Origin of the sequence: Pyrococcus sp. (assembly GCF_030153625.1) — an archaeon.
Classification (GTDB): Archaea; Methanobacteriota_B; Thermococci; order Thermococcales; family Thermococcaceae; genus Pyrococcus; species Pyrococcus furiosus.
In genome coordinates, this window is the sequence record NZ_JASKLM010000068.1 from 1 (window position 1) to 7386 (window position 7386).

The window sequence follows — 7386 nt, forward strand, 5'->3', positions numbered from 1 at the left end:
TAGATATAATGTCAATATCTACGTTCTCTGGCTTGTTTTTTAAATCGACTAAATTTCTTTTTGAGAATTTTTCAACATGCCTGAAGTATGGAAATGGCAGGTAAGGTGCTACTTCGGACAAATAATTGTGATGAACGAAGACGGTTATGTTATCGACATCTCTGGCTATGACTTCTGTTAGATCTTTTACAAAGAATTTATAAAATGGAGCAATCGCAAGGACTTTCAACACCATTTTAGTCCCCCTATAGCATCAAAAGACTCCGACCCATTCCTAAGTACTTGAATCCCTTATTTCTTGCTATTTTTGGATCCAAAATCCTCCTGCAGTCAATTATTAAAGGATTTCTGACAACTTTCCTGGCCAAATCCAAGTCAATATTACTGTATTCAGGCCACTCCGTTGCTATTAAGATAGCCTCCGAATCTTTAAGACATTCATACATGTCATTGCAATACTCAACCGTATTACCAAGAACGCTCTTTGCTTTTTCAAGAGCTTTTGGATCATGCACCTTAACTTGAGCACCCAATTCAACTAATCTTTTTACAAGCTTTATGGATTGGCTCTCACGTATATCATCAGTGTTTGGCTTAAATGATAGACCAAGCACAGCAATTTTGGCATTCGTGATGTCTTTTCCTAAGCCCTTTTTCAACAGCCAAACGGCCCTTTCTATCTGCTCCTCATTGATTCTAATGACTGAATTTATTAAGGATGGTTCCTCTCCAAGGGCTTCCGCTATTTTGATAAAAGCTTTCAAGTCTTTTGGAAAACATGAACCTCCGAATCCCAGTCCAGCGTTAAGAAACGCTCTTCCAATTCTTGGATCCAAACCTATGCCATCAGCAACATCTCTTACATCTGCTTTGGGAAGCTTCTCGCACAATCTTGCTATAAAATTAATGTAACTAATTTTAAGAGCTAAGAAGGTGTTGGCAGCGTATTTTATCAGCTCTGCGTTGTACGTTGAAGTCCTGATGATAGGACATTTCCAGTCTCCAAGAAACTTCTTGTAAAGGTTTTCAAGAAATTCACCGCTGCGTTCATCAAACTCTCCAATTACAACCCTATCAGGTTTAAGAGTGTCTTCAACAGCTCTGCCTTCACGCACGAACTCTGGATTCATACATAATCCAAAATCTTTACCACAGACTTTTCCTGAAATATTTTCTATGATGGGCTTCACAACTTCTTCAGTCGTACCGGGCGGAACCGTGCTGCGGACAACCACTAAATGGTATTTTTCCTTGAATCTGAGAGCTTCGCCTATCATTTCGCTTGCGGATTTAACGTATTTCAGATCGGGTGATCCATCTGGCAAGGATGGAGTACCGACAAAGATCACAGAAACATCTGAGTTTTCAACAGCATACTTATAATCTGTTGTTGCAATAAAGCTTCCATCCGAGATTACTTGCTTGAGTAACGAATCTAAATTTGGTTCGAAAAATGGTGCAATACCTTTGTTAATGGTCTTTACACGTTCCTCATCTACATCTACACCAATAACCTTAAAGCCTCTGTAAGCCAAGCAAACAGCGTAAGTTAAGCCTACATATCCCAGACCAAACACAGATACATTCATAACTTCTTCCCCCTTATCTTTTCGTTTGCATATCTATAGCTTTTCATCAAAGATATCCAGTACCTCTCTGGCATACCCACATCGATTCTTTTTTCAGAGCGGTCCAGCTTCACAGCATATACCTTGCCCCCATCTTTTATCATGAGCCTTATCGCATCGGTAAGCTGAATCTCGCCGCTGCGATCTGGAGAGACTTTTTTTAAGTACTTGAAGATCGTGGGTTTGAATATGTAAATCGCTACAACTGCCAGATTTGTAGGCGGCTTTTCAGGTTTTTCTACGATTTCAGTAACACTGAATACTGATTTCGCTTTATCTACAGGATCTCCTTGAATAACTCCATAGAATCTTGGATTCTCTACCTCTTCAACCAACATTACACAATCAGCATTGTATTCCTGAAAAGCCTCAATAAGGCGGAGTATATGTGTAGAATTTTCGCTGAGAATCACATCGTCTCCTGCGTGCAGCAAGAAGGGTTCAGAACCTATAATTGGTTCAGCATAGAGCACTGCATGTCCAAAGCCTTTGGGTTCGGGTTGGTTTACAAAGAATATTTTAGAATCAAAAATCATCTCGTAAAATTTTTTTAGTGATTCAGCTTCAGTGTGAAGTTTTCGAGCTGCAAGCAACTGTAAAAAATTGCTGTCCGGTGTAAAGTAGTCTTCGATAGCACGTTTTCCACGTCCAACGATGAAGCAAAACTCGCGGAACTTGGCTTCGTATAGTGTCTCAAAGATTATTTGGATAACCGGTTTAAGAGCTAGTCTATCCCCTAAAATTGAAAACAACGGCAACATCTCCTTGGGCGTTTCTTTTGTTAATGGTAAAAGCCTTGTTCCCAGACCTGCAGCTGTTATTACGGCTTTCCTGATTTGGTTTTCAGAGGGCATAGTATCCTACCTCCTTGTAACTAAAAATTTTTCATTAAATTTTCATAAATATATTTAAATTTGTCTTCTTGGGATTCCCACAAAAACTCTGCCCTCCTATTTCTTCTATCATCGCTAGGGTGTTTATTTTCCAACTCTTTCTCTAAGGCTTTGGCAATTTCATCGGGGGAGATTTCATTGACTACAATTCTCGGATAATCAATATGTTTCAAGAATTCAGCTGTGTAAGTATCCTTACATACCATAACTTTCGTGCCACACGCTAGACTTTCGAAAAGTTTCCAACCTAACGTGGTCCTTAAGTTGTCTCCTTTAAACAAAATGTACGATACATCTGCAGCGCAGAGATATAAAATAGCTTTATCTCTTGGAACTCTCGGCACAAGCAACACGATATCTTCGAGATTCTTTTCCTTGACAAGATTCCAGACTTCATCTTTCGAAGCTCCTCCTCCAACTATGACAAATCTGATCTTATCCCCAAGATTTCTTTTTTTTAAAATTTCCGCTGCTTCAACCAGCTCACCAACAGCAATGTCTGGTCTTATGTTACCAACAAAAGCAACTATGAACTTATCCTTTGGCAGACCCAAAATTTCTCTTGCTTCCATTTTGTCTATCATGGGAATATATTTCTCGGAAGGATAGTTGTAAAACACGTAAACCGGTGCATTTGTAATGGTTCTAAGATAAGAAGCAACTGGCTCGCTAACGGTCAAAACAACATCTGCACATTTGATCAATAATTTCTCAAGCTTTTCAGCAACTTTACCAACAAGGGTCCCATACCAGTCCTTGTAAACATTTGGGGTTAACTCATGACAATCGTAAACAACTCTGACTCTTTTTCTGAAAAACATCTTAAGTAAATAAGCTGCTAAAAGAGTGTTAAAGTCGTTTGCGTGCACTATTATCTTTCTATATTTTCTAATAAGCTTGATTCCATAAAAGAAACCTAAAATTTGTAGTAGAATGGCTGCAACAGCGTATTTTAGCTTGTTAAATTCTTTTGAAGTCAAGATCTTCATAGTTCTAACAATCAATTTGTTATCTATATTTGTATCTTCGGCTTCTCCTTCTCTATCCCAGCAAAAGACGTGAACTGTGAATCCAGCTTTAATCAAGCTTTCAGCTTCTTGTCTAACTCTTGGATCGTTGTAGAAGTTAGCTGCTAAGAGTATTAAAACCAATTTTGATTTATTCTTTGGATCAGCTTTTATTTCAAGCATAAGATCACCTCTGAAACTTTAATACTGATAGATTTCTATCTCTGCCGAATGCCTAAACTGCAAATTCAGCCCTAAAGTCACTTTATGCCGATCACTTTTTAATTTTAAATTTCAGTAAAAATAAAGGCAAAATAATTTGATGCCAATCCTTTAAAGGATTTATTCTTGTGTATTTGCCTTTTTTTGGGTATATTTTTGAAACCGGGACTTCTGTATATCTATATCCTAACGTTAGAGCTTTGTAGTGTATGTAATATTCTAAAGCGTAACCATTGAGCCATTCTTGGTTGATATTAACATTCGGGTCATCGAGTATTTTTAATCTATATGCTCTAAATCCATTCGTAACTTCTGTCTGCTTAACTCCTGTCAAGATTGTCCAGATTAAGGGCCACAATCTATTGAAAATCCTTCTTTGCAAAGGTAAATTGTCGTATCTTCCTCCTTCTAAAAATCTTGAGCCTTGTACATAATCGTAACCCTCCTCTAGTTTCTTCAGTAATCTGGGAATCTCTTTGGGGTCATCTTTTCCGTTTCCAGCCATTATTACTACCACTTCATAACCATTATTCTTGCAATATAGCAATCCTTGCCGTATAGCATACCCTATACCCATTCTCTTTGGATTTTCAATTATCGTAAGCTTTGAAATTATTTCTTTACTGATTTGACGTATTCTGGATTTCATCTCTTCCGTAGGTTCATCTAAAACTATGACTACTTCATCAACTAAAGGTTCATCAAATCTAGCCAACACTTGTGTTATTTGGAGATCCCTCCAAGTTGGTATTACCGTTGCCACATAAAAAGACCATGGAGAGATCTTCTTTACGGCCATGGCCATTCAGAGTCCTCCCCTTTTAGCTCGCCCGGATACTTTTCCAAAAATTCCTTAACTCTCTTTTTGAAGTTTTCATCAGTTACGTATCCTACTACTCTGGCTGGATTTCCAACAACAACTGCATAATCAGGTACGTCTTTCGTGACAACGCTACCAGCACCAACTAAAGCATATTTACCAATTGTGACACCGGGCCCTATTACTGAACCTGCACCTATGCTTGCTCCCTTCTTAACTCTTGTTTTCAACAGTTTCCATTTTCCTCTGACTTTTGGATACTTGTCGTTTGTAAAAATGACACCAGGCCCTATAAACACATCATCTTCTATCGTTACTCCAGAAGGGATAAATGTAAAAGCTCTAATTTTCACATTATTTCCTATTTCAACACCTTCCTCAATGTAAACAAACGCATCGATTTTGCAATTCTTTCCGATTTTGCATTTGTACAAATTAACTTGGTCATATATTTTTGTACCCTCTCCGACTTCAATATCAACTATAATCGAATATCTCTGCCTCTTTTCCATAATCTTTCACCTCAGAGAATTTAGAGCTTCTTCTATTAGTTCTATAGTTCTCAAACCGATAATAGCAGAATTGAAGTTATTTTTGCCTGTTCTAATAGCTTCGATAAAGTTTATAATTTCTTCTCTAATTGTGTTGTTTGGTTCCACATATAGCTGTCTGGTACCACCTTCGTTCTCGTATATCGTTATCTTCTGCTCTACACATTCCACGATAGCACTGCGTTCAGATCCAACTATTTCCATCGTTCTTCTTCTAACAGGCGTAAGCCAGCTCAAGTGTATGTTAGCAAAGAATCTATCCTCAAAAACTGCTTGCAATGAAGCTACTTCATTTAATCTATTCCTTCTAAAGGCTCTACCTATACCCAAAAATGTATCAGGCCATTTTTTTGTTACAAAATTCAGGATGTCAAGAGGGTGCGGAAGCAGATCCCATAAAATGTCTACCTTTTCCATTGGCGCCATTAAATGGGACCACGTCAAATTAATGTAATAAACATCTCCAAAAAAATTGCTTTGATAAAGTTCTCTTACCTTCTTTATCACATTTGCAAATCTGTAAATATGGCCCACCTGCAATATGACCCCATTCTCATATGCTAGCTCAATAAGATTAAATGCGTGATTTCGATTAGTAGTCATCGGCTTCTCAACCAAAACGTGTACACCTTCTTCTAATGCTTTTCTGCTGAGTTCATAATGCGTTTCGTTATTCGTGCATATATGAACTGCATCAACTTTTTTGAGGAGTTCGTTAAAATCCGTGAAAGTTTCGTATTCTCTGAAATCTCTTAGCTTTGATTCGTCGTAATCGCACAAACCAAGATAGTCAATGTAATTCTCGTCAAGCAACTGTGCATACTCTTTTACAACTTTTCGCCCCCAGTAACCTATTCCTACAACCCCCACTTTCATTTTTTATCGGCCTCCTGTTTTTTGTAAAATTCTTTTATACTCTCAATTACATATCCAACGTCTTCATTTGATAGTTTTGGATGTAATGGTATGCTTAGCACTTCTCTTGCCCATCTCTCTGAGTTAGGGAACAATCCTTCAGAGAACCCCATTTTGCGATATGGTGGTTGTAGATGCACTGGAACAGGATAATGTATTCCGGACTGGATTCCGCGCTCTTCAAGGAATTTTTTAAGTTCGTCTCTGTACTTAGTCCTTATCACATATAGATGCCAAACTGGTTTGATTTTTCGATCTCCCTTTGGAGGTAGAATTATATCTCCTACACCCTCCAATTCCTTACTGTATCTTCTAGCAATTCTTCTTCTCTTTCTATTCCACTTGTCTAAGTATTTTAATTGAACTCTACCAATAGCAGCGTTTACGGTGTTCATTCGTGCTGTAAATCCAATAAAGTCATGCAGATACGAATTATTTTTCGATCTTCCAACATCTCTCAACTGCTTGGCAACCTCAGCAATATTGTAATCGTTGGTTGTAATCATCCCTCCATCGCCAGCAACTGTCATGTTTTTACTTGGATAAAATGAGAAGGCTGCAGCATCTCCAAAAGATCCTAATTTTTTATTTTTATATTCTGCTCCATGTGCTTGGCAAGCGTCTTCAACGATTGGAATACCGTATTTCTCACTAATTTCCATGATTTCATCCATGTTAGAGGGATATCCATAAAGATGAACAGGAATTATGGCTTTTACTCTATTCTTATAGTTTTTTATCGTCTTTTCGATTTCATTTGGATCAATAGTGTATGTGGACAATGATATATCTACGAAGATCGGTTTTGCACCAACATATACTATGGCATTTGCAGTAGAAATAAATGTCGCTGGAGTTGTAATAACTACATCACCCTGACCAACCCCTAGAGCTAAGAGAGATATGTGAAGTGCAGCAGTTCCACTACTTACTGCTACAGCATACTCTGTTCCTATATAATTCGCGAACTCTTCTTCGAATTTTTTAACTGATTCTCCTCTTAGAAAAAACTCGTTCTTTAAAGCTGATATGGCTGCTTTCATCATTTTTCTATTTAATACTGGTTCTATAAGATTTATTTTCATACCTTACCCTCCTATATAACTCCTTATTTTCATGAACTCCTTTTCGAAATCTTTTCAAGGTTCCTTTTTCCAATATTAAAAAGATTTCTAATACAATCAAAAATCCAATCACATCTTATTTAAGCTCTATCTTCAGTTCAAATGGATCAAAAATAACATCAGCTTCCTCGGGATCGATCCATTTCAGCCCCAACTTTTCTATTTCTTCTTTACTGAACATTTCATCGTAAACAAAGACATTCAAACCTTTTTCCATCAAAAGCTT

8 protein-coding genes are annotated in these 7386 nt (G+C 37.6%); all 8 read right to left on the reverse strand.

From position 1 onward, the window contains the following. A partial coding sequence (locus PWP39_RS09335; RefSeq protein ID WP_288073535.1) for a hypothetical protein occupies positions 1 to 235 on the reverse strand: 235 nt, incomplete at its 3' end. 10 nt (positions 236 to 245) lie between these two features. Next, entirely contained in the window at positions 246 to 1589 is a 1344-nt protein-coding gene (locus tag PWP39_RS09340; protein WP_288073537.1) for a UDP-glucose dehydrogenase family protein, read from the reverse strand. Continuing rightward, positions 1586 to 2482 carry a UTP--glucose-1-phosphate uridylyltransferase gene (locus PWP39_RS09345; protein ID WP_288073539.1) on the reverse strand — a complete coding sequence of 299 codons (897 nt, stop codon included), beginning with the start codon at positions 2480 to 2482 and terminating at the stop codon, positions 1586 to 1588. Before PWP39_RS09345 ends, PWP39_RS09340 begins: the two co-directional genes overlap by 4 nt. Before the next feature lie 20 nt (positions 2483 to 2502). After that, positions 2503 to 3711, reverse strand: a complete 1209-nt coding sequence (locus PWP39_RS09350) for a glycosyltransferase family 4 protein (protein WP_288073541.1) — start codon at positions 3709 to 3711, stop codon at positions 2503 to 2505. Positions 3712 to 3802: 91 nt separating this feature from the next. Further along, positions 3803 to 4555 carry a glycosyltransferase family 2 protein gene (locus tag PWP39_RS09355; RefSeq protein ID WP_288073542.1) on the reverse strand — a complete coding sequence of 251 codons (753 nt, stop codon included), beginning with the start codon at positions 4553 to 4555 and terminating at the stop codon, positions 3803 to 3805. Next, positions 4540 to 5082, reverse strand: coding sequence for an acyltransferase (locus PWP39_RS09360; RefSeq protein WP_288073543.1), 543 nt, complete (start codon positions 5080 to 5082; stop codon positions 4540 to 4542). The genes PWP39_RS09355 and PWP39_RS09360 overlap by 16 nt, the downstream gene beginning before the upstream one ends. Before the next feature lie 6 nt (positions 5083 to 5088). Next, a complete protein-coding gene (locus PWP39_RS09365) occupies positions 5089 to 5997 on the reverse strand; it encodes a Gfo/Idh/MocA family protein (protein ID WP_288073544.1) in 909 nt (302 codons plus the stop codon). Continuing rightward, positions 5994 to 7121, reverse strand: coding sequence for a DegT/DnrJ/EryC1/StrS family aminotransferase (locus PWP39_RS09370; RefSeq protein ID WP_288073545.1), 1128 nt, complete (start codon positions 7119 to 7121; stop codon positions 5994 to 5996). Before PWP39_RS09370 ends, PWP39_RS09365 begins: the two co-directional genes overlap by 4 nt. Positions 7122 to 7386: the final 265 nt, after the last annotated feature.

Excerpts from the sequence above, each read along its gene's own strand:
- PWP39_RS09340 (WP_288073537.1), bottom strand. The coding sequence starts at position 1,589 with ATGAATGTATCTGTGTTTGGTCTGGGATATGTAGGCTTAACTTACGCT.
- PWP39_RS09345 (WP_288073539.1), bottom strand. The coding sequence starts at position 2,482 with ATGCCCTCTGAAAACCAAATCAGGAAAGCCGTAATAACAGCTGCAGGT.
- PWP39_RS09350 (WP_288073541.1), bottom strand. The coding sequence starts at position 3,711 with ATGCTTGAAATAAAAGCTGATCCAAAGAATAAATCAAAATTGGTTTTA.
- PWP39_RS09355 (WP_288073542.1), bottom strand. The coding sequence starts at position 4,555 with ATGGCCATGGCCGTAAAGAAGATCTCTCCATGGTCTTTTTATGTGGCA.
- PWP39_RS09360 (WP_288073543.1), bottom strand. The coding sequence starts at position 5,082 with ATGGAAAAGAGGCAGAGATATTCGATTATAGTTGATATTGAAGTCGGA.
- PWP39_RS09365 (WP_288073544.1), bottom strand. The coding sequence starts at position 5,997 with ATGAAAGTGGGGGTTGTAGGAATAGGTTACTGGGGGCGAAAAGTTGTA.
- PWP39_RS09370 (WP_288073545.1), bottom strand. The coding sequence starts at position 7,121 with ATGAAAATAAATCTTATAGAACCAGTATTAAATAGAAAAATGATGAAA.